Below are 20,412 nucleotides of genomic sequence, written 5' to 3' on the forward strand. Positions count from 1 at the left end.
ACCAGCTTGGTGGCGATGACAGCCCTCTGTCGGAAGCCATCCTGGACCGCATCAAGCATGATGCATACAAGATCAACATCGTCCCGACGGATCCGGCGAATTACAGATCCATGCGGGAGGTATATGGATTAGATCCTGCCTTAAGCGAGTAAACTCGCAGGTAACAAACAATTAAGTAAGTGCGGTATCCCTGTTCCGGAACAGCGGTTTCCTGCCGCCGGATTGGCGGTATCCGTTCCTCCGGAACAGCGGTACTCCCGCACAAGAATATTCACATAATCCGTTTGTATTTGTCAATACGGCTAGACAATGGTATCATCCAATATATCCTGGTACTTGTATCTTCAAGGCAGTAATAATGCGGTCTATTTCCCGCCTTATTTCCTTTAAGATACGGATCTTGCATATCTTCAAAAAATTTATCTTTGATAATATAAAATCCTGTTTTCTTCATTTAATTGTCCTCATTATGGAAAAAGTCCCTCGCCTTGCGGCGAAGGACTATACTTTCGACCCAACCATTTATATACCGCATATCGGTCAGCGGTAAACTTTCAACCCGACCATTTATATACCACCTATCGGTCAGTGGTAAACTTTCTTTGTGTTTATATTCTAGCAAGCACAAACCGGAAAGTCAATAGAACTCCCCTCTAAAATTATATGTCAAAATCCTCAAACTATTTATATAATCATTCGAACTCGCAAAGTTCTATTTGCTTTATAGTGTTTCTTCATTGTTTCAGTTTTAAAACCGTTCATTTTTGAACTGTTTTGTATGTGTTCGCTATGTCTTCATCCAATTGTATTGTCATTTTATTGTCAGCACTTTTTACTGAACCTTTCAAAATACATCTCCCAGCAATCACTTTTTTATTCTTATTTTTCCCATTATATTTTGATTTCCACACATTGCAGTCAAAAAAGCACAGTATTTTACGTCTCATGAGGTATAAATTCAATTAACTTGAATCAAAAATCAACAAATTACTCGATAATTTTACCAACTCTATCTAAACCTACTGTACATCCACCCTCACGGTATCAGAATGGTGTGTTACGGGGTGTAAATGGTGTTTTTTCATACTTTTTATGCCAAAAAATACAGATTTATCTTTGTGTACGTGTGATTTTTAAGAATTTTGTTATCACTTTAATTTAAGTTTCTCTGGTATGCTCTTTCTTACATTCGTAATTTCTTTATTTAAATCTTTTATGTATTCTTTACACACATCTATATATAATCCCGTTTTATATTCTGAATTGTCTATAAATCTTAGTTCGACCGAATACTTTGTAATCTCTGCAAGTAATTTTACAAATATACTTTTTAAATTATTTTGGCTCTCATCATCATTAAGACACACTTCCGAAACTTCCTCAAATTCAAATACTAAATAATCTTTTTTTTCTCTTTTTTCTAGATGTACATTAATTACTTTGTTTTCCTGATTCATAAATATCCTTTCTATCATAAAATGCAGTTTTTCCGCCTTCAAGAGTATGCATACTTTCTTGAGTCCAATTTTTAGTATCTGTTTCATCCTCTATGTTTCTGAGTTCATCATAAAATGGATTGCCAATATATGTTTTATATACTCCATTTTCGTGAGTTCTCAATATACTAATATATGGAAGCGTACCCACTGCAATGTTAGCATTATGTGTTGCTATAATTACCGTTTTTCTTCGTTTTGCTAGATCTGTTAACCTGGGAAGTATATTAGATGTTATATATGAATTCCCCATTCCTAACTCTGGTTCATCTAAAATATACACATCACTTTCTGAATCCAATAATTTCTGCATCAGTAAAATTCCTCTTTCCCCATTAGATGGCTTATAAATTTCTCCATTTTCCAATGCAGTTTCTTTAGATATTCCAATAAACGCTCCTATGTCTTTAATTCCATTATCAAAAAACTCCTGGAATTTTGATATTTCTTCTGATATATTCTCCCCTAAACATGCTTTCTTTATCTCGTCAATTACAGTTTTACAATTTTTTAGAATAGTTATCCCCTGTTTAAATTCATCTGTACGCGAATTTTTTGTTAACATTCGATAACGTGTTTGAATATAAATATCACCTTTTTCTTCAAGATTTCCTAAGTATTCTCTCTCTATCTTATCAGTTGCAGAAAATGCACTGCATATCTCATCCACATTTTCAAACAATTTGAATCTTTCCATTGCAAAATCGTAAAATCCTACACTACTAGGTTTAGATATTGTATCAGAACATTTATCCGCTATCGCTTTTATCTTATCAATACTCCAATTCGTCAGTTTAATACTTTTGTCACTATTCCATTTTTTTATTTTTGAATCATTAATATTATCACATAATTTTTCCAACAACTGCATTAAGGTTATGCAATCCTGTTCATTCAAATATTTTTCCATATCGATCTTTTTAAATGTTGATTCTGTGAATTCTTTTAAGTATTTATAATCAAGATCAAGTTTCCGATTACGCGCCCCCTCCTCAATATGTACACTTTCTGTTATTTTCATTCTACCTTTATTTTTATTATTGTCCTTAGTTTCCATCCAACTTACATATTTTTCAAAAGATGTTGGCAACTCCTCTTTCCAATTATAAAGATCTATAAACTGTTGTCGCATACTATCCAATTGAAGCTTCTCAGGTGTAGCTATTACATCATTGACCTTTAACATTTTTGAAAAATCAGCATCTTTTTCATTTCCTTTATAACTTTCCATTGCAATTCCATTTTCAATATAGTATTTCTTTAAAGATTCAAGGATCTCCGTTTTTCCCGTTCCTTTCTGTCCAAAAATAATATTAATATCTTCATAAAATGGTAACTTAAAATTTACTCTTTTATATGGCGACACAGTGATTTCCTTTTTCTTTTTTTGGTTAAGCAATGTATCTATGATTTGTGTGTCCTTCTTTGCCAACAAACAAAACTGTTCAAATGTTTGAACTGGAAGTCTTATATCTGCAAACTTGCTAGTTTCATATTTATCCCAATCCTGTACATCACTTCCTATAATAACACTGTAATCAAAATTTGAAAAAACTCCTAAACTTCGATAATCTGACGTTTCCTTAAATAATCGACTAGGATCTGGTAATAGTTCCCCTAATTCCTGAATATCTTCATCTGAAAGTTTTGGTTCCTTATGAAAATGTGGTATATAAATACAATCACATATTCCTAATGTTTCATATACTTTTTTCACACTAATCTGGAATTTATCTACATCTTCATCATTAATCAGTTCTTGCACTTGATCATTAAATAATTCTACATTTTTAGGATTAGCAATCACTATCAAATGGCCTCTTTTTCCATTTCCAGTTTGATCTGTTTTCCCTATAATGTCCAGTTCTACTCCAGGCCATATATCACAATATCCTTCTGTAATTTTTTTAAACTCTTTATATTGATCATAATCAAATTGATTATGATTTGTTATTGCAACAATTTTAACCTCTGCTTCAATAATTTTTTGAAAAAATTTATCCTCTGTAACGTTTCTTGTATAAGCATCTCCCGTCTTCACTTTTTTCGTATGACAATGCAAATCTATTTTCATAGTTTCCTCCCATCTCAGATATAAATATATTTTAACCTATCACCATACCCCATTCATTCCAAAATCTATCATTTTTTAACTTGCATATATTTTTTTGTTTTTCTTCAGGCAAGGTACTCAACTCCCATAATCGCATATATCCTCTACCACTATCAGAAACATTTAATTTTCTCATGTAAGTTACATTTTCTCTTACACTCGGATATCTCCAAGTGTTATCAATCTGTTATCACATTATAAAATCAATTTTATCTGTATTTCCTTTTTCTTTCTCTAAAAAGATAATCGCAACTATCGCTATAAAAAATCCAACAATACAAATTACAGTCCCGCTAAAGGTTATTTTTGAGTTTACAACTCCTGTAAATCCATTAACATACCACCAATGCAAACTTAGATATTATTGTATAATTCCTATACCAATAACTAAATGTGATTTTCCCATTTGCGCTGTATACGCTTTTATATTAATATCTTTTACTCTCTTATTTCAGTTATTCACTTTTTATAAATGACCACGCATATTCTCTAGAATCCACGTTTTGTGCCGAAAACGCCGCATCACCATGCATTGTAATGTCGTAAATAATATAAGTATCTTGCAATTCTGCTTCTGATATTTCCAACATGGATTGATAGTTTCCTTTTCCATTTCCTTCATACTTTTTGGATAATACAATGGAATAGTCATTAACTGTACCTATATATCCTGTGTAAATGGAACCAGATGCATTATATGTCCAATACACTTTCCCATCTTCAAAAATCTCTACTTTTCTTCCTGCTTTAGCTTCCCAAGTTCCAACTAATTCATTTGGTACATTATCGAAAGATTCTATTACATCTGGATTACTTTTATTGTTTATACCATTAAGTTTTACTAATAATACTACGTTTCCAATGAGTGATATTACTAAAAGAATGGTTAGTATCAATACTTTTCTATTTTTCATCGCTTGAACTCCTCAGCAAATAACATGAACGTAACATTTCTATTTTTTTAATCGTATATTACAATTGTTGATTCATCTACCTTAAATTATATCCCTCACCTCAAACACTGTAAACTAAAATCTTCTTTGTCATACAGCTAAGAATAAGAAAGATTTTCTCCCCATTCTTGACTGTTCCATTTATTTCTGCTTACCTTGCTCCTCTGTCCATCTTTCGTCTCTGTGCCCGTTTCTGCTCCTTAAGCGCCTGTTCCCTCTGTCTCTCCGCCTGAACTATTGTCTTAACAGTATCATGCCCCAATGCTTCCTTTACACGTTCAAAATCCTCTAAATTTTCTCTCAACATCCTGTTCTCATTCCAAAGTTCCTCTACACGAGTAGTAAGAGAATTAACCTTGTTCCCTGCCCTCTCGTACGACCTTTGTATATCGTTAAATCTTCTGGAAAGGTCGAAATAAGCCCGGTAGACTGACCGCAGTACCGTCACAATCTTCTTAATCAACGGTTTTGCTTTTTTCTCCCGATAGGATTTTCCTGTTTCCAGAGTTCCCGCTTCCGGCAATACTTCCTCTGGATCGGCAGAATATTTCTCGGCAAATCGTTCCATTTCTTTTACCATAGGCGCAATCTCCGTTAGCTTTTTCTCATATTGTGCCACATTCTTCTTTGCCTGTTCTGCCTTCTTATCGGCTTCTTTCCAACTTTCCCGAGCCGAAGATATGTCCTGCTCAATATTTTTCAAATGATCCAGCCATTTTTCATTTACTTCTTGCATAGTAGCATTATGCTCTTCTAAGTCCGCTTTCTGCTCTTCAAGTGCCGCCACTTCCTTTGCACGTTCCTGCTTTTCAAAATCCAACAAGGACAAATGCTTTTCATGTGTGCCTTTCTGTTCCCATTCAATCCCGTGATCCAGCATAATTGAGGCAAGCTGCTGCTTTTCAGCCGCCACCCACTGATTTAATTCTGTCTCCATTCTCGTACCGCCTTTGAAACCAAGCGCTGACAATGCCTGTTTCAATGATACCCTTGTATCCAGACCACGCTTACTTCCTGTTGTATATGGTACAAAATCTATATGCAAATGAGGTGTGGCCTCATCCATATGAAGATGAGCAGAAAACACTCTTAAGGTAGGATTTCTCCGCTGAAAATCCTTCATATATTCGTCTAGTATCCTCGCTGCCATCTGTCCCTCTTTTGTTGTCGCTCCCATATTGTCTTTATCCCCAATCTGCAGGATAATCTCGTGGAATGGCTTTTCCTGCTTTCCAGAACGGATCTTCTCATAATAATCTTCAATCTTTCGGTCTTTTCTAGTCTGTTTAGAATTATATCGATCAAGTGCCTCATCAAATAATTCATGGTACACTTCCCGGATATCCTGATTGCAGTATTCCACATTCCAGTAACTCCGTTTCGGATCTGTATTCTTTGCATGAAATTTTCTACTGTTATGGTTGACAGAACCTTTACCTGTCATAAAACTAATCGTTCTCTTCAATAACTCTCCTTTCTCCCTCTTAGGGTAGTATTCAGCGCCGGATACGGCGCATAAGCTTTGTTACTTTCGTCGAAAGTAACGCAAAAGCACTTTCGACGGCCTTCGTCCATCAAAAGTACCCTTGCGCCCTGCGGGGCTATTTCCGTTCAGCGATATCCTTCCGTCTGCATCATCTGATTCTTCTCTTTGTCCGTGATTTACAGGTGCGTGCCACGCTCCTGTTATAACTCAAACAAGAAGAATCCCTACCAACGAAAGTTCTCCGGTATTCCTTTCTTATCCAGATACTCCTTTCTGGCTTTTTCCCGCTCTTCTTCCGTCGCTGCTGTTTTCGACTGCGTATACAATTGTCTATTGACCAAATGATCCATCTTTTCTTCAAGTCCCTTACATATCTCATCTGAACAACTGTAATCATCCAGTAAATGATACGAGACAAGCTGACGAAATAATGTAAATGGAATCTGTACATTTTTTATTTCCATACACTTCTCCTTTCAAGGTGGCAAGATGCCCTGTTCTTAAGATATGGTCACCTTGCCATCTTCCTTTATTCTGATAATATCCAAAACCATTGGTTTCCCCGTTTGACCGAATCGATCTCCAGTTCCTGTTTTGCATTCCGCAGAGTTTTCTTCTTGATTCCCTGTTTGCTCGCTTCTTCCTCGATCTTTTTCTGTGCCATACCGCCATCAGCCAAAATATCCAACAGAAATTCCTTCGCTATCCGACTTTTTTGTCCTCTTGCATCTCCACTCAAAAGGTCATCTGCACTGATATCATACTCTCCAATCCACTGAAATCCTGTTTCTTTGTCTAATCGGAATGCGACGGATTTTCCTTCCGGTGCAAGGGAACTTTTCACATGGCACATTACCCTTGTCTCCGGTTCGTCCTTCAACCTCCCCACGATCAGGACACTTCTTGCCGCAGCTTGAAAATCAATGGATCCAAGGCCACGATAAGAAGATTTCCCATTGCTGTTTTTATTCATATGACCGATCAAAATAATCGCACAATGATATTTCTCTGCAAGGACTGCCATCCGCTTCATCAACGGACGAATTTCATTGGCTCGATGCATATCCACATCTGTTCCTAGAAATCCCTGTATAGGATCCAGCACCACCATTCTTGCTTTCGTTTGCATGATTGCTTCCTCAAGCCGGACATCCACCATAGTTAATGGCTGTTCTCGATCATCGATGACCAGCACTCTGGAACAATCTGCCCCAGCCGCAAGCAGACGAGGTTTTATCGTATCCCCCAATCCATCCTCTGCCGTCTGATAAATAACATTGACAGGCTGTATAGGGTTATCTTGCGATAACACTTCCTGTTTCAGATTCTCTTCGCTATCTTGCTGTGCTTCTTTTTGGGATTTCTTGTTCAACAAGATTGGTTCTCCTCTGGTCAGTTTAGCAATGATCTGAAGAACCATCGTTGTTTTTCCCTCTCCTGGATCCCCTTGTATGATCGTAACTTTCCCAAAAGGAATAAACGGATACAACAGCCATTCTATCTGTTCCACTTTCACCGATTCCATGTTGATCAATTTCAGCTCCGGCTCTGATCTTTTCCATTCTGCCTTCTTATTTTCTATCGTCTTCAATTCTATCTACTTCACCTCCTGCCCTTCCGGGCAAGTCTCTGATGAACAGATAATTGGGAATTGTCGTATCTTACAATCCGTGATATACTTAATCTGCGAAGATGGTATATCAGTAAATCTGATTATCAGAGAACTTGCTCAGATATTTTGTCTGGGCTTTTTCTTTTTTCCAGCGCCCATTTCTCCACCTCTCAAACAAACCGTCTTGTCGGAATCACTATAATCTCAAATCTGCTTCCATCCATCAATTCAATCAACACCACATGATCTGACTCAAAATCCACAAGGATAGAGGCAATTTCTAATTTTTTAGAACGATTCAAGATTTCATAAACTTTGTTGACCATCTTTTTGGTTTTCATCTGTATTTCTCCCTTCCGCAAATCCATTCAAAATTTCCAACATGGTTCTGATCGGAGTAAATAATTCTTCTCCTGCATCATTCAATGTGTTCAGACGTTTTAATTCTGTCTCAATATCCCGGAGCTGCTTTCGAAACTGCACCAGCATCAATGGATTACCAACAGCTGTGATCTTTTGATATAAAACGCTTTCAATAATGTACTCTTGTCTGGTTTGATATCCACAAAGTTTCACTCTCTTATCCAGTTCTTCATTTTCTTCAGGAGACATTCGAAAAGCAATTGTTACATTACGCCAACGATTCTTTTTATCCATATTTTTTTCACTCATTCCATGAATCCTCTCTTTCCTCATTTAACCTGTCTGCCATATCTTTCTGTATCGTAGGAAATAAATGTGCGTATCGATATGTAATCTCAACACTTTCATGCCCTACTCTCTCTGCAATTGCCACAGCAGAATATCCCATATTAATTAGCAGCGATACGTGAGAATGCCGGAGATCATGGATACGGATTCGTTTGACACCTGACAGCTTTACTCCCCGATCCATTTCATGATGGAGATAACTTTTAGAAATCTGAAAGATTCGATCTGTTTCCTTCAGTCCATACAGCATACTTAAGTAACTTTCTAGCTCTTCACTCAAAAATTCCGGCATCACTATAATTCGATTACTTTTCGGTGTTTTAGGATCTGTTATGACATCTTTTCCCTCTAAGCGCTGATAAGATTTATTGATGCGTATAGTATGGGATCGAAAATCCAGATCTGCAGGTGTTAAAGCCAAAAGCTCCCCCATTCTCAATCCACACCAATAGAAAATCTCAAATGCGTAAAAGGATATGGGTTTATCTGCAACCGCCTCAATGAACTGTGTATACTCTTCTTTTGTCCAGAAAAGCATTTCCTTTGATTTTTCTTTTCCCATGGATCCCGCCTTACGTGCAACATTACTTTTCAAATCATAAAAGTTAACCGCATGATTTAAAATCGCACTCATTTGATTGTGGATTGTCTTAAGATACACCTGCGAATATCCTTTTCCGTTAGCGTCTCTATGATTCATGATCATGTTCTGCCACTGACGGATATCTGCCGTCTTGATCTCCTGCAGTTTTCTGTCCGCAAAATACGGGAGAATTTTCTTATCGACAATGTGTTTTTTAGTCAGCCAGGTATTATATTTAATCCTGGGTTTAATATCGTTCAGATAAATATCCACAAAATCTCCAAATGTCATATCCAGACTTCTATTTTCCTTTAATTTGAAAGCCCTCTCCCAGTCTTGCGCATCACATTTACGCTTAAATCCTCTCTTTGTCTTTTGCTTTCTGACACCTGTCCAATCCTTATAATAGGTGCGAACTTCATAAGTATTAGTCTTTTTGTTTTTAATAACTGCCATTCATTTTCACCTTCTTTCTTGAACTCCCACATTATTTTGTTTCGCTCATACCATAAACACGTTCTTCAAAATATTTACGGCTAATTTTGCCCTTAACAACCACAAATCCCTGTTTTTCCAGTTCATCGTTCAGCTTGCGTACCAGACGATATGCAAAGGAATCAGATACTTCTAATTCCCGGGCAACTTCTTTCGCTGAGATAAATAATTTGCTCGCCATATTTTCTTCCTCCTTTCCCTTTTTATAAACTTCATCAGTTCATTTCTGAACGGTACGCTTGTATCATAACATTTCATTTTCGAAATGTCAACAGAATAATTTCAATATTGAACGGTTTGTTTTTATATTTCATTTTTGAACTGTTCATGCTATAATAAGAGACAAGAACTGTGAAGGAGCAATCAAATATGACTGTTGGAGATAAAATCAGGAAATATCGGTTAGAACAAGGATATACCCAAAAAGAATTGGCCATAAAGGCAGGACTGAGTGAGTCAGCTGTAAGAAATTATGAACTGGGAAACCGCACCGCTTCCCAAGATCAATTAGAAAAAATTGCCAATGTATTAAAAATCAGCCCATTCGCACTGGCTGATCCAAACTTTGATACCTATATAAGTGTTATGCATTCCCTATTCGCACTGGAAGACCAGTATGGACTCCATGCCTATAGAGATGAATCCGGGGTGCCTCAACTGATGTTCAAGGATAAAGGGCACGATTCATTAAATATGCTGGATCAAGTTGGTGAATGGGCAGATATGTACCAGAAATACAGAAACGAAGAAATTACGGAAGAGGAATACTTAGCCTGGAGAAGTAAGTACCCAAATAAGTAAACGACACTAAGGAGATTATGCTGATATGGAGAAAACAAATGACAGCATCATTAAAAAAGCACAAACCGCTATTACAAAATCAAAAGATTCCATAGTAAATGTAATTGATGCTAATGGCAATGGTGAAATTGATATAGAAGATTTTATTATTATTGGATTAAAAACTCCAGGCATAAAAGTGGATAGAAATGATTTTCTAAAAAAAGAACTTTTCAAAAATTATCCTCAAGATACCATCGATGACGCAATAGCCTATAACCCAGCACATGCAAAAATTCCTTCCAATGAGATAGATAGAATAGCAGACGAAGTTATTAAATACGAAAGGAACTGTGTTTCGGGTATTTCCGCGGCATTAGGTGTGCCTGGTGGTTTTGCTATGGCAGCAACAGTTCCGGCTGATATTGCACAATACTACGGATATATGTTGCGTGCAGCACAAAAACTTATGTACTTATATGGTTTCCCTCAAATTGACACTGAAGAGAGAAATCAAAAGTTTGATTCCGAAACCATGAACACCTTAATCATTTGCTTAGGAGTCATGTATGGTGTTCAAGGAGCTAATACCGCTCTAAAAGCAATGGCAACGGCCTTAGGAAAAGGTGTTGAAAAAAAATTGTTAAAAACCGCCCTTACTAAAGGCACAATCTACCCAATTGTAAAAAGTGTTTCTAAATGGTTCGGTGTTAATATGACAAAACAAGTTTTTGCTGGTTTTTTCAAAAAGGCCATTCCTGTAGTTGGCGGAGTTATCGGCGGTGGAATTACATATCTGTCTTTTAAACCCTGTTGTGACAAATTGCGTTCTACCCTTCAAGACACACTGTTAAGTAATCCAAATTATCATGCTACAGAAGAAGAAAAAAACATGGAAAAAGCCATTATAACTTTTTCCCTACAATAATTGATACTTGTAACGCTAATACGCAATGTTAGTTTCAAATTTCTTTTTTATTATAGACAGAACAAAGAAGAGGTGAACTAATATGAAACATCAAGAATGGCGCTCTCATATACAGCGCCGAACAGATTTTGCAACCAGAATAACTCACTTAACCAAATCTAATAATGGCTTAAGTGCTTTTCAAAATTTAATTAAAATCTTATCAGAAAAAAAATTATATGGTAGTACTCAAAAGTCTGGGTTTATAGTGGGTACGGAATCTGCGGTTTGCTTTCAAGACGTCCCCCTTTTGTCTCTTGCAGAAAATATTGAATATGAAAAAGAGCATTGTACAGGAAAAATACGATATGAAGCTTATGGCTTACGTTTTAACAAATGCCATCTATATCAAAAAGGTGCACGACCTGTCATTTATGGGGAAACAGAATATCTAAAAGAAATATTACCAGAAACCGAATACTGGCGAATTGTTAATCATAATCTAGCAGACGTTAATCATCTTATCGATTGGACACATGAACGTGAATGGAGAATTAAAGGTTCATTGGAATTTGAATATAAAGATATAGAAATCATAGTTTATAGTGATGATGATTATCAAAATATGGTAAAATATTTCCAAGACAATAATCCTTCTGCCCTTACAGAAATACACGGAATAATCCCCTTACAAAGTGTACTTAATTAAATAATTCTTTTAATTATTGTCATTTGATTGTCACGAAACATAGAAAAAGCCCGCAACCCCGCATAAATGCTGGGATTGTGGGCTTTACTCTCTTATTCTAGTTCTATCGTCCCTGGCGGTTTACTGGTCAGATCGTAGAATACTCTGTTGACCCCCTTAACCTCATTGATGATCCTGCTCATCACTTTCTGCAGAACTTCAAACGGGATCTCTGCCGCCTCGGCTGTCATGAAGTCAATTGTCTTCACGGCTCTCAGCGCCACAGCGTAATCGTAGGTTCTCTCGTCTCCCATAACGCCGACAGAGCGCATGTTTGTCAGGGCCGCAAAATACTGGTTGATCTCTTTGTCCAGTCCGGCCTTTGCGATCTCCTCACGGTAGATCGCGTCTGCATCCTGCACGATGCGCACCTTCTCAGCTGTCACTTCGCCGATGATGCGGATGCCAAGTCCCGGGCCCGGGAATGGCTGACGGAACACCAGATCCTCCGGGATGCCAAGTTCCAGTCCGGCTTTGCGGACCTCGTCCTTGAACAGGTCGCGGAGAGGCTCGATGATCTCCTTGAAATCAACGAAATCCGGAAGGCCGCCCACGTTGTGGTGTGATTTGATCACGGCAGACTCACCGCCAAGGCCGCTCTCCACCACGTCCGGGTAGATCGTGCCCTGTGCCAGGAAATCCACTGCTCCGATCTTCTTGGCTTCCTCCTCAAACACACGGATAAATTCCTCGCCGATGATCTTACGCTTCTGCTCCGGTTCTGTCACGCCTGCCAGCTTATTGTAGTAACGCTCCTGGGCGTTGACGCGGATAAAGTTAAGGTCAAAGTCGCCTTCCGGTCCGAAGACGGCCTCTACCTCGTCTCCCTCATTTTTGCGGAGAAGGCCATGGTCTACAAAGACGCATGTGAGCTGTTTTCCGATAGCTCTTGAAAGAAGGCCTGCTGCCACAGAGGAGTCAACGCCGCCGGACAGAGCCAGCAGCACTTTGCCGTCTCCCACCTTCTCACGGATGGACTCAATGGAGCTCTCCACAAAGGAATCCATTCTCCAGTCGCCGCAGCATCCGCAGACGCCACGCACGAAATTGTAGAGCATCTTTGTTCCCTCCTGGGTGTGGAGCACCTCCGGGTGGAACTGGATGGCATACAGCTTCTGCTCCTCATTTTCCGCTGCCGCAACAGGGCAGTCGGCTGTGTGAGCTGTGATCCTGAAACCGGGCGCCACCTGGGAAATGTAGTCGAAATGGCTCATCCAGCACACCGTTTTCTCAGATACATTTTCAAACAACTTGGAGCTGCGGTCCACCATCACTTCCGTCTTTCCGTATTCACGCACCGAGGCGCGCTCTACCTTTCCGCCCAGCACATGCATCATAAGCTGTGCGCCGTAGCAAAGTCCGAGCACCGGGATGCCCAGTTCAAAAAGCTCTCTGGAATAGGTAGGTGAGTCTTCCAGATAGCAGCTGTTGGGACCGCCGGTCAAAATGATCCCTTTTGGGTTTTTACTTTTGATGGTCTCGATATCGGTCCTGTAAGAATAGATTTCACAGTACACATTGCTCTCACGGACGCGGCGCGCCACGAGCTGGTTGTACTGACCGCCGAAATCCAGTACAATGACTAATTCTCTTTTCACCGCTTGTTCCTCCTTGTATTTTTTTCCTCAATGGAATAGTTCTATTATAAAGTAGCAGGGCTCTGTTGGCAACAAAAACCCGACATTTTCAGGCTACCGCCTGATGTTTCCACTTCCCGCTGAAATACCGGGCGATGAAGCAGATGCTCCGCACGATCCAGTCGATGATCATGGCCACCCACACGCCGAACACACCCATACCCATGTATTGTCCAAGTATGTAGCTGAAAATGATGCGGAAGATCCACATGGACAAAACGGAGATGAACATGCACATTTTTGCATCCCCGGAAGCCCGGAATGTGGCCGGTATGGTAAATGCCAGAGGCCAGATCAGCACACAGCATACGGCGTAGAAAATGACGATGCCTGTAGTCACTTCCGCCGTCTGGCTGGACAGATTGTAGGCTTTCAGGATCAGAGGCAGCACCAGGACAATAATCACATTGGTAACTACCATGCAGGCGTAGGTAATGCCAAGCAGCTTTTTCGTGTAATATTTTACCTGCTCATAGTCTCCTGCACCCACGCACCTTGCGATCACCGTGGTCACCGCCAGAGCAATGGCCATGCCGGGCAGCACCTGGAAAGAGGCGATGACATTGGACACTGCGTTGGCCGCAATGGCATAGGTACCGAAAGTGGAGACAAGGCTCAGCACGATGATCTTTCCAAGCTGGAACATGCTATTTTCCAGCCCGTTTGGAATGCCGATACCCAGGATCTTGCGGATCATGCTCCAGTCGGGTCTGTATCTGCGGGACAGCCTCACATAGATGGGCCGCCTCTGATCTGCCAGCAGGGCCATGATCAGGACTGCCGCCGTCATTCTGGATACAAGCGTGGGGATCGCCACACCTTCTGTCCCTCTGTGAAATCCGTAGATCAAGATGGCATTTCCCGCCACATTGATGATATTCATGACAATAGAAACCCGCATGGAAATCTCCGAGTTTCCCATAGTCCGGAAAATGGCAGCTCCTCCATTATAGAGAGCAATAAATGGGATAGAAGCCGTCACGATCATCAGGTACGTGTCTGCATGCCCCATAACGTCCGCCTCGATCTGGCCGAAAACGCCGTGGAGGATCCAGTATTTGCAGGCGTAGATGACGAGGGTGATCACCACCGCACAGATGGTGATAAACCACACAAGCTGCTCTGCCGCCTGGCAGGCCTTCTCCTTCCTCTGCTGTCCCAGATACTGGCCCGCCACCACGGCGCCGCCGGTCCCCAATGCGGCAAACACATTGATGAGCAGCACCATGATATTGTCCACCAGGGACACCCCGGACACGGCCGCCTCCCCCACGCTGGCCACCATAATGCTGTCCGCCATTCCTACAAGAACAGCCAGCATCTGCTCGATGATCAGCGGAATGATGAGGGCTGTCAGCGCCCGGTTGTCAAATAAATATTGTTTCGTTTCCGTTCTGTTTTTCAAAATTCTCCCAGCTTTCTACAGCCGATCCCTGTACGCTTTTACGGAAAATGTACAGATCAGCTCTTTTTCTTCTCCCCTGTAAACACACAGGCGCCCCTCTCCTTCTTCGCCTGTGGTGCGAATATAGCAGCCGGTCATGCCTCCTTCAAGAGCGATGGCGGCAGGGCCGCAGATCGCAATGCACCCTTCCGTCTCAAACCGCAGCACATCGTGAGCGTAGGGAACCAGATTCCCGTTCTGATCCACAGCGCGCAGGCGGACAGTCGCCATATCCCAGGTATCTCCGTCTACAAGTACGTCCGTATCACAGATGCCTTCCAGGTGGATTTGCTCCACAGGGGAGACCGTCACCGTGCGGGTGATTTGATCCCCCTGCAGGGCCTCAAACTTCCAGACAGCCGTCTCTTCTCCCCAGCTTCCCATATATTTTTCTTCTTCCTGGAGGGCAGCCTCTTCTTTCTCCACCTGCGGTTTGTCTCCCTCTCCAAAAACGGACAGATACAGTCTGCGCAGCCAGCCTGCCAGGCCTGTGCTCCGTCCCCCTCCTGCCTGGTTTGCATCTGCTTTATCCGTCTCCGCCTGTCCGGAAACCGGCGCCGCCGCAGACGGGTCATTCCCGATCAACACCGGGGGATGCGCAAGATGAGGATACTTCTTTGTGGGAAAATACTCCCCGGCCAGCGTGTCATTTTTGTAGAGACGCACCTTTTCTCCATTGGTAAATACCGCCACTTCCCCGATCTGCCCTGCCGGATGATCTCCGATACTCATGGTACTGCTGACCGCCAGTACCGGCCATCTTTCCTGGCAGGAGGCGTAGACACTGGCCGCCAGTTTGGGATTGCGGAACATATCCATCACTCCGTGATAACAGATCCTGTCCCCGCTGCCGAAATCCTTGTGGGTATTGTAGTCGAACATGCACCAGCCAAAAGTCCCGCCGATATCCTCATGCGCAGCGGCGCTGTCCAGAACCCGGACGTGCCGCATGGCATGCTCTTTCCTGTGCTCCTCATCGTCAAAGGCCTTTGTGGGATACATATGACCGCCATACTCTGTGATAAAGTACGCCTTCTCCATGTCCGGCGTCACTGCCTCTTTCGGATCGCAGCCCGGATTGTCTCCTGTATGGCTGAAGTCATTGTACGTATAGACATCTTCCAGAAGGCTGCTGTTTTTCAGGCACCGCACCCCGCCTGTAGGCCTGGAAGGATCCAGTCTGTGAGCTGCTTCCACGGTCCTCCTGTACAGGTCATCGTCATCCCTGCTTTCATTGATCCGGACACCCCACATGAAAATACTGGGATGGTTCCGGTACTGCCGCACCATATCCTCTGTATTTTTCACTGCCTGGTCTTTCCATTTTTCTCCGCCAATGTGCTGCCATCCTGGGATCTCTGTAAACACTAAAAGCCCCAGCTCATCACAGCGATCCAGAAACGCATGGCTCTGCGGATAGTGGCTGGTCCGCACTGCATTGCATCCCAGCTCATACTTCAGGATTTCCGCGTCCAGCCTCTGGGCTCTGGCCGGAGCCGCATAGCCCATATAGGGCCAGCTCTGATGGCGATTCAGCCCTCTGATCTTCACCTTTTTTCCGTTCAGATAACATCCGTCCTGCTTCATCTCGATCCTTCGGAAGCCAAAGCGCACCTGAGCTGTGTCCATGACATTTCCGAACTTCACAAGTTCCAGCTGGAGCGTATAGAGACAGGGATCCTCCGTATCCCACAGCTTTGCCCTGGGAACATGCATATGGAAATGATCCTGAAAATTCTGCTCTTCCAGCCGGGCATAGACCTCTCCGTCCTCTCCCAGCACCCGGGCCCGGATCTGGCAGTCCCGTGCTCCCTCTGCCTCTATCTTTGCTTCCAGATGTCTCCTGTCATCAGGTATGACAAAGACGTCCCGGAAATGCATGTTTTCCCGCACTTCCAGATAGGCCGGGCGGTAGATGCCTCCGTATGTCATATAGTCGATCACATAGCCAAAGGGCGGAATATCCAGGCTCTCCCGGCTGTCCACCTTGACCACGATCCGGTTTGTCTGGCCGTACCGCAGAAGCCGCGACAGGTCCGCCGCAAAGGCTGTGTAGCCGCACCCGTGGACGCCGGCGGACTTCCCGTTACAGTACACCTCCGCCTGGTGGGCCGCTCCCTCCAGGGTCAGTGTGACGCATTTTCCCTCCCAGTCTTTTGGGATATCTATCTCTTTAATATAGGCACTCACCATCTGGTAATCCTTCTCACTGCAGTAACGCAGAGGAAGCATTTGTACTGTGTGGGGAATCTGGACCAGCTCCAGCTCCTCCAGCTTCTCAGACGGCATGCTGTTCAGGCTTCCAGTGTAGTGCTGTGTAAAGTACCAGTTGTGATTGATCTGATAGCGCATGTTGCCCTCCTTTGTAAGTCTGCCTTTCGATTTCTCTGTAGAATATGATAGCGCAGGGAGGAGTATATTACAAGCGGGAACCCGGCTAAATGTTCCCTACACTCCGCCCAGAAGCAGCGCCTCTAAAAGCAGCAGTGCAAGAAACAGCACATTCCAGAATGTAAACACCTTCATAAAGCTCCCCCTGCTCTGGGGATACTCTCTTGTCACGATCTTGTAAGAGATGAGGCTGGCCAGGGAAGCGATCAGCGTCCCCAGGCCCCCCAGATTCACTCCTGTCAGAAGAGGCTGTATCCGGTCAGTAAATCCGGACAGAAGGATTGCTGCCGGCACGTTGCTCATGACCTGGCTGGCCAGGACGCCTGTCAGCAGCTCCCGCCCTTCCACCGCGGAGACAAGCGCCTCACTGACCAGCGGGATCCTCTTCATATTTCCCACAAAAATAAAGAAAAAGAGAAAAGTGAAGAGGAGGAAATAGTCTACCTCCAGGTACAGCCTCAGGTCCAGAAGCATCACGGCCACTGCCACGCAGAAGAGCACTGGAAGATAGGGCAGCATCCGAAACACCACCAGCAGGCAGAGTACAAGGAGGAGCAGAAAGGGAAGGATATCCCCGGCCAGTCTTTTTCCGGCCCTCCCGCTCTCCTTCTCCGCCTCCTTCTCTGTCCTCTTTCCCAACTCTACTTCCATCAGCGGCTCATCCCGGCCTGCAAACGCTGCCGCCAGAAGAAGCAGGAGTGAAAGTCCCGCATAGGGAAGGACAGCTCCCGCAAACTGGCCTGCCGTAAGCTTTGAGACCGAATACAGATACAGATTTTGAGGGTTTCCGATAGGGGTTGCCATGCTCCCCAGGTTGGCCCCTATCGTCTCCAGCACCACCAGCTTCACGATCCGCTCCTCATTACCGGTCATGCGGAATACCAGCATCGTAAAAGGGACAAAGGTGAGCAGCGTCACATCATTGGTAATGATCATGCTGGAGAAGAAGCAGAGCAGCACCATGACAGCAGACAGTGCCCGCAGGCTCCCCGCCTTCCTTAGGAGCACATGCCCCAACAGGGTGAACACACCTTTGGACCTGAGTCCCGCCACAAGGATCATGAGACAGAAAAGCAGAGCAATGGTCCGCCAGTCCGGATAACTCAGATAGGTCCCGTCCGGTCTCACAAAAAAGGCGGACAAAACCGCCAGAAGGAGGGACACACAGAATACCGTTTCATTTTTCAGGATATTTTTTAAGATCTTTTTCGCCATTTTTCTTTCTCCCTGCCCTGAAGAATTTTACAGGGCACACAAAAGCCCGCCGTCTCCCCGGCGGGCCGCTTTCCTATTATATATCCTGTCATCTGTTCATGCAACACCTGATCCGTCTACTCAAACTCCGACTGGACCGCATCATATCCGGTCTCTTTTGTCCGGATCTTCATGACACTCCTGATTTCATAGCTGAAGATTTTCCCATCTCCCACATCCCCGGTAAAGGCCGCTTTCTGAATAGTGTCGATGACCTTTTTCTCCCACTCCTCCGAGGATACCACGATTTCAAATTTAATCTTGGGCTGAAGGAAAATATCGATCTCCGATCCACGGACCACTTCCTTGTATCCTCTCTGAGCGCCGCATCCCATAACCTGGGACACGGTAATGCCGTTGACTTCTATCTGATTGAGGGCGTCTTTCACTTCCTCAAACTTTTCTTCTCTGACGATTGCTTCCACCTTGATCAGCATATATTTCTTCCTCCTCATGCTCTTATCAAAATATTTCCGTTTAGTCAAAACCATTGAAGGACGGGTAAGCGTTCTCCCCATGCTGGGTCACATCAAGTCCGATCATCTCGTCCTTCTCATCTACCCGGAGTCTGGTAAAGATGCGGATCACGCCTATGCAGATGAGCGAGCCGACCACTGCGACCGCTATGGTAACAATAATACTGATGACCTGAGCGACAAACAGCCCTGTCTCTCCGAACACCAGTCCGTCCCACTGTGCCACAGAGTTGATGGAGCTCTGTCCGAAAAGCCCGGTGGCTATGCCGCCCCAGATACCGCCGATCCCATGGCACCCGAAAGCGTCCAGGGAGTCGTCTATCTTCAGTCTGTGTTTGATCAGATTGATCATAAAGTAGCAGATGGGGCTCACGAGGGCACCGATGATAAACGCAGACCAGACAGGTACAAATCCGGCTCCCGGCGTGATCGCCACAAGGCCCACCACAAGACCGGTGCAGGCGCCCACCAGTGTGGGCTTTCCCTCTTTTGCCGTGTCAATGAGCATCCAGGAAAGAAGAGCTGTCGCCGCGGACACGGATGTAGTCATAAAGGCGTGGGCCGCAAGGCCGTCGGCTGCCAGGGCACTCCCCGCATTAAAGCCATACCACCCAAACCACAGAAGGGATGCTCCCAGAACAACAAAAGGAATATTGTGGATGCGGTAGGATGTCTTCTCATAACCTTTGCGCCTCCCAAGGTAAACAGCGAGCACCAGCGCGCTCACTCCTGAGCTGATGTGGACTACATTTCCTCCCGCAAAATCCACAGAGCCGAGGGCTGCGAGAAATCCTCCCTGCCCCCATACCATATGAGCCATGGGATAGTAGACGATGACAGACCAGAGAGCGATAAAGGCAAACAGCGCCTTGAATTTCATCCTGCCCACCACAGCCCCGGTAATGAGAGCCGGCGTGATCATGGCAAACATCATCTGGAATCCCGCATACACAAGATGGGGAATGGTGTCCGAATAAGGTCCTGCGTCCCATCCCACGCCGTTAAACGCCAGCCAGCCGAAATCTCCGATCACCCCGCCATGGTCACTGCCGAATGCAAGGGAATAGCCAAAGAGCACCCACATAAATACGGACAGTCCCATGATCGCCACGCAGGCCATCATGGTGTTTACCACATTTTTCCTCCTGACCAGACCTCCGTAGAAAAAAGCCAGCCCCGGCGTCATAATAAATACAAGCGCCGCACAGATCATCATAAATCCAGTGTTTCCTGTGTCCATAAAAATACCTCCCGTGTTTCCTTTAGATTAAAACGAAAAAACGCCTGACCGGTGGAGGCGTTTTTCCGTCTCACCGTCAGGCGTCT

The 20,412-nt window shown here is 43.6% G+C and carries 18 protein-coding genes; 3 read left to right on the forward strand and 15 right to left on the reverse strand.

Annotation, left to right across the window (positions count from 1 at the left end):
* Window positions 1-1,148 precede the first annotated feature (1,148 nt).
* The 9 genes from INF30_RS08845 to INF30_RS08885 all read right to left on the reverse strand — a co-directional run bounded on the left by INF30_RS08845 (window position 1,149) and on the right by INF30_RS08885 (window position 9,630).
* A complete protein-coding gene (locus INF30_RS08845; protein ID WP_226394934.1) occupies window positions 1,149-1,457 on the reverse strand; it encodes a hypothetical protein in 309 nt (102 codons plus the stop codon).
* Entirely contained in the window at window positions 1,432-3,570 is a 2,139-nt protein-coding gene (locus INF30_RS08850; RefSeq protein WP_226394935.1) for a histidinol phosphatase, read from the reverse strand. The genes INF30_RS08845 and INF30_RS08850 overlap by 26 nt, the downstream gene beginning before the upstream one ends.
* Window positions 3,571-4,064: 494 nt before the next feature.
* Entirely contained in the window at window positions 4,065-4,523 is a 459-nt protein-coding gene (locus INF30_RS08855; protein ID WP_226394936.1) for a hypothetical protein, read from the reverse strand.
* Window positions 4,524-4,713: 190 nt separating this feature from the next.
* Window positions 4,714-6,006, reverse strand: coding sequence for a plasmid recombination protein (locus INF30_RS08860; protein WP_226395021.1), 1,293 nt, complete (start codon window positions 6,004-6,006; stop codon window positions 4,714-4,716).
* 266 nt (window positions 6,007-6,272) lie between these two features.
* A complete protein-coding gene (locus INF30_RS08865; RefSeq protein WP_441053375.1) occupies window positions 6,273-6,506 on the reverse strand; it encodes a complexin-2 in 234 nt (77 codons plus the stop codon).
* Between the two features lie 71 nt (window positions 6,507-6,577).
* A complete protein-coding gene (locus INF30_RS08870; protein ID WP_264176895.1) occupies window positions 6,578-7,573 on the reverse strand; it encodes an AAA family ATPase in 996 nt (331 codons plus the stop codon).
* Between the two features lie 393 nt (window positions 7,574-7,966).
* On the reverse strand, window positions 7,967-8,332 hold the full coding sequence (locus INF30_RS08875) for a plasmid mobilization protein (RefSeq protein ID WP_226394938.1): 366 nt from the start codon (window positions 8,330-8,332) through the stop codon (window positions 7,967-7,969).
* A complete protein-coding gene (locus tag INF30_RS08880; RefSeq protein WP_226394939.1) occupies window positions 8,325-9,410 on the reverse strand; it encodes a site-specific integrase in 1,086 nt (361 codons plus the stop codon). Before INF30_RS08880 ends, INF30_RS08875 begins: the two co-directional genes overlap by 8 nt.
* A gap of 31 nt (window positions 9,411-9,441) precedes the next feature.
* A complete protein-coding gene (locus tag INF30_RS08885; protein WP_024720800.1) occupies window positions 9,442-9,630 on the reverse strand; it encodes a hypothetical protein in 189 nt (62 codons plus the stop codon).
* A 188-nt stretch (window positions 9,631-9,818) separates the two neighbouring features.
* Between INF30_RS08885 and INF30_RS08890 the strand changes: the two genes are divergently transcribed.
* The 3 genes from INF30_RS08890 (at window position 9,819) to INF30_RS08900 (ending at window position 11,845) form a co-directional block, all read left to right on the forward strand.
* Window positions 9,819-10,250, forward strand: coding sequence for a helix-turn-helix domain-containing protein (locus INF30_RS08890; RefSeq protein WP_226394940.1), 432 nt, complete (start codon window positions 9,819-9,821; stop codon window positions 10,248-10,250).
* 25 nt (window positions 10,251-10,275) lie between these two features.
* The gene (locus tag INF30_RS08895; RefSeq protein ID WP_226394941.1) at window positions 10,276-11,157 is read left to right on the forward strand and encodes a hypothetical protein; all 882 of its coding nucleotides are present in this window, start codon (window positions 10,276-10,278) and stop codon (window positions 11,155-11,157) included.
* A gap of 82 nt (window positions 11,158-11,239) precedes the next feature.
* A complete protein-coding gene (locus INF30_RS08900; protein WP_226394942.1) occupies window positions 11,240-11,845 on the forward strand; it encodes a DUF2971 domain-containing protein in 606 nt (201 codons plus the stop codon).
* 92 nt (window positions 11,846-11,937) lie between these two features.
* On the opposite strand, the gene guaA is transcribed toward INF30_RS08900, so the two are convergent.
* The 6 genes from guaA to INF30_RS08930 all read right to left on the reverse strand — a co-directional run bounded on the left by guaA (window position 11,938) and on the right by INF30_RS08930 (window position 20,326).
* Complete coding sequence (guaA, locus tag INF30_RS08905) at window positions 11,938-13,482, reverse strand: glutamine-hydrolyzing GMP synthase (protein WP_226394943.1); 1,545 nt, start codon at window positions 13,480-13,482, stop codon at window positions 11,938-11,940.
* An 88-nt stretch (window positions 13,483-13,570) separates the two neighbouring features.
* Window positions 13,571-14,929 carry an MATE family efflux transporter gene (locus INF30_RS08910; RefSeq protein ID WP_408639753.1) on the reverse strand — a complete coding sequence of 453 codons (1,359 nt, stop codon included), beginning with the start codon at window positions 14,927-14,929 and terminating at the stop codon, window positions 13,571-13,573.
* A 12-nt stretch (window positions 14,930-14,941) separates the two neighbouring features.
* Window positions 14,942-17,317 carry a glycoside hydrolase family 2 protein gene (locus tag INF30_RS08915; RefSeq protein WP_226394945.1) on the reverse strand — a complete coding sequence of 792 codons (2,376 nt, stop codon included), beginning with the start codon at window positions 17,315-17,317 and terminating at the stop codon, window positions 14,942-14,944.
* Window positions 17,318-17,413: 96 nt separating this feature from the next.
* A complete protein-coding gene (locus INF30_RS08920) occupies window positions 17,414-18,571 on the reverse strand; it encodes an SLC13 family permease (protein ID WP_226394946.1) in 1,158 nt (385 codons plus the stop codon).
* Between the two features lie 116 nt (window positions 18,572-18,687).
* Window positions 18,688-19,047, reverse strand: coding sequence for a P-II family nitrogen regulator (locus INF30_RS08925; RefSeq protein ID WP_076779407.1), 360 nt, complete (start codon window positions 19,045-19,047; stop codon window positions 18,688-18,690).
* Between the two features lie 40 nt (window positions 19,048-19,087).
* A complete protein-coding gene (locus INF30_RS08930) occupies window positions 19,088-20,326 on the reverse strand; it encodes an ammonium transporter (protein WP_226394947.1) in 1,239 nt (412 codons plus the stop codon).
* Between the last annotated feature and the right edge of the window lie 86 nt (window positions 20,327-20,412).

This window comes from Claveliimonas monacensis (assembly GCF_014982975.1).
GTDB classification, from domain to species: domain Bacteria; phylum Bacillota; class Clostridia; order Lachnospirales; family Lachnospiraceae; genus Claveliimonas; species Claveliimonas monacensis.

What these genes read in the sequence shown, in the direction of transcription:
- INF30_RS08845 (WP_226394934.1), bottom strand. Translation starts at nt 1,457, where the DNA reads ATGAATCAGGAAAACAAAGTAATTAATGTACATCTAGAAAAAAGAGAA.
- INF30_RS08850 (WP_226394935.1), bottom strand. Translation starts at nt 3,570, where the DNA reads ATGAAAATAGATTTGCATTGTCATACGAAAAAAGTGAAGACGGGAGAT.
- INF30_RS08855 (WP_226394936.1), bottom strand. Translation starts at nt 4,523, where the DNA reads ATGAAAAATAGAAAAGTATTGATACTAACCATTCTTTTAGTAATATCA.
- INF30_RS08860 (WP_226395021.1), bottom strand. Translation starts at nt 6,006, where the DNA reads ATGACAGGTAAAGGTTCTGTCAACCATAACAGTAGAAAATTTCATGCA.
- INF30_RS08870 (WP_264176895.1), bottom strand. Translation starts at nt 7,573, where the DNA reads ATGGAATCGGTGAAAGTGGAACAGATAGAATGGCTGTTGTATCCGTTT.
- INF30_RS08875 (WP_226394938.1), bottom strand. Translation starts at nt 8,332, where the DNA reads ATGAGTGAAAAAAATATGGATAAAAAGAATCGTTGGCGTAATGTAACA.
- INF30_RS08880 (WP_226394939.1), bottom strand. Translation starts at nt 9,410, where the DNA reads ATGGCAGTTATTAAAAACAAAAAGACTAATACTTATGAAGTTCGCACC.
- INF30_RS08885 (WP_024720800.1), bottom strand. Translation starts at nt 9,630, where the DNA reads ATGGCGAGCAAATTATTTATCTCAGCGAAAGAAGTTGCCCGGGAATTA.
- INF30_RS08890 (WP_226394940.1), top strand. Translation starts at nt 9,819, where the DNA reads ATGACTGTTGGAGATAAAATCAGGAAATATCGGTTAGAACAAGGATAT.
- INF30_RS08895 (WP_226394941.1), top strand. Translation starts at nt 10,276, where the DNA reads ATGGAGAAAACAAATGACAGCATCATTAAAAAAGCACAAACCGCTATT.
- INF30_RS08900 (WP_226394942.1), top strand. Translation starts at nt 11,240, where the DNA reads ATGAAACATCAAGAATGGCGCTCTCATATACAGCGCCGAACAGATTTT.
- INF30_RS08915 (WP_226394945.1), bottom strand. Translation starts at nt 17,317, where the DNA reads ATGCGCTATCAGATCAATCACAACTGGTACTTTACACAGCACTACACT.
- INF30_RS08920 (WP_226394946.1), bottom strand. Translation starts at nt 18,571, where the DNA reads ATGGCGAAAAAGATCTTAAAAAATATCCTGAAAAATGAAACGGTATTC.
- INF30_RS08925 (WP_076779407.1), bottom strand. Translation starts at nt 19,047, where the DNA reads ATGCTGATCAAGGTGGAAGCAATCGTCAGAGAAGAAAAGTTTGAGGAA.
- INF30_RS08930 (WP_226394947.1), bottom strand. Translation starts at nt 20,326, where the DNA reads ATGGACACAGGAAACACTGGATTTATGATGATCTGTGCGGCGCTTGTA.